Origin of the sequence: Methylobacterium sp. WL64 (genome assembly GCF_008039945.1) — a bacterium.
Classification (GTDB): Bacteria; Pseudomonadota; Alphaproteobacteria; order Rhizobiales; family Beijerinckiaceae; genus Methylobacterium.
In genome coordinates, this window is the sequence record NZ_VRVA01000275.1 from 1 (window position 1) to 1,626 (window position 1,626).

The 1,626-nt window shown below is 62.7% G+C and carries 3 protein-coding genes; 2 read left to right on the forward strand and 1 reads right to left on the reverse strand.

Annotation, left to right across the window (positions count from 1 at the left end):
• The coding region (locus FV242_RS33795; RefSeq protein WP_187278683.1) for a twin-arginine translocase subunit TatC at positions 1-251 on the forward strand (251 nt) is incomplete at its 5' end.
• 279 nt (positions 252-530) lie between these two features.
• On the opposite strand, the gene FV242_RS33800 is transcribed toward FV242_RS33795, so the two are convergent.
• Positions 531-722: a hypothetical protein gene (locus tag FV242_RS33800; protein WP_246693017.1), complete on the reverse strand. Its 192-nt coding sequence runs from the start codon at positions 720-722 to the stop codon at positions 531-533.
• Positions 723-1,092: 370 nt separating this feature from the next.
• Here FV242_RS33800 and FV242_RS33805 point away from each other — a divergent pair, with 370 nt between their 5' ends.
• Entirely contained in the window at positions 1,093-1,464 is a 372-nt protein-coding gene (locus tag FV242_RS33805) for a hypothetical protein (protein WP_147942014.1), read from the forward strand.
• Positions 1,465-1,626: the final 162 nt, after the last annotated feature.

The window sequence follows — 1,626 nt, forward strand, 5'->3', positions numbered from 1 at the left end:
TCCAGCTGCCGGTGATCCTGACCCTGCTGGGCCAGATCGGCGTGATCGACACGGCCTTCCTCCGCGAGAAGCGCCGCTACGCCATCGTCCTGGTCTTCGTGGCCGCCGCCGTATTGACGCCGCCGGACGTGATCTCGCAGCTCTCGCTCGCGATCCCCATGCTGCTGCTCTACGAAGTCTCGATCTTCTCGGTGACCCGCGTCGAGCGCCGCCGGGCTGCCAAGCGCAAGGCTGAGGGGCTCGATCCGTAGGGCAAACCACCAAAGTTCAGACGACCATGTCAGAAGTTGAAAGGTGCTGTTTGGCAGGGAGGTAAGACGTTAGACACTGATATGCCTGAAAACGGTCTAACGCTGTTGGCGAATTAGGACCGCGGTGAGCTGGGTGAAGGGTACTGGCCCAGCCCGTGATGCACGGCGCGCTTCGTGAGGCGTCCCCTCGCGATCCTTCCGGTCGGTCACCGATCAGATCTGCCCGGCCTAGCAGCCACAGGGCAGCACGGCACGGGGGAACCGCTCCTTGTTGCGCGCCTAGCCCCAGGCCCGCAGCGGTTCGGGAAGCCGGTGGTTCACCTCGATCCCGACCTCGTCGTAGAGCGTGGCGCTCGCAGTGATGTAGCTGTACCAACGCCAGCCGAGCGTGCCGACGCCCGCGATCAGGATCCCCGCCGCCACCGTAAGCGCAAGCGCTAGGCGCGAGTGCGGCGCGCGTCTTTCCGCCATATCGATCTGTCCCCTCTCGCGCCCGTCGGTGCCCGGGTCGCATAGCACACCCGCCCGCACGAGGCCCGCCGCGGCATCGTGCGCGCTGCCAGAGCTGCGAGCAACAGTCAGATACCGAGCATGGCTGACGCCACCAACGTGTTCACGTCCGTGCTCCACACCGCCGGACTCAAACGGCTCAACGTCCTCCCTGAAGGCCGCAGGCCAGACTGCATCAATCGCGACCGAGCCCGGACAAATCCGATGCCCTAATCCCTCACAAGCTACGGCACGGTACGGTCTTTCATCAACAGCGGGACATGACCGACGAGAACAACAACACCGCTGAACTCGAGAACCTCATAAACGACTCAACGCAAGGAGATGATACGTGGCACGCAGTAAGAACGACGACCCGAACTTCGAGCAGGCTAGTCCTAATCGTATCGCTACCGGTGACGGTGCACCGCGCTCTGACCAAACCTCAGAGGACGGGACGGAGGAGAACCCGACCTACCGTAGAGCCAGCAAGCTCAACCTGTATGCCGGTCTCAGCCATGCCGACCAGGCCGCCCTTGGGGTGCAGGCGACCGTGAAGCGCGGCCTGGATCCGGCATGCCGCCTGACTATCGAGTTCGAGGTGACGTCGAAGCGCCAGGCTTGGTTCCTTGACATGGCAGAGGGGCAGGAAGCAGTCGTCCACGTCACTTGCCTCGGCACCGAAGGCGAATGGCAGCGCCTGAAGGTTCGCAAGGCGCTCTAGACCAGCAAATCGGAGACAACGCAGCGAGCGAGAGCCGGGGTGGACAACCACCCCGGCTCTCGCTTGTCCACTATAGGAGCTGTCTCTTATAAACAACAACGAGCCCACCAGACAAGCGCAGATGTCGTATGACGTCTTATGGTTGAAAAAAAAAAAGGGGGG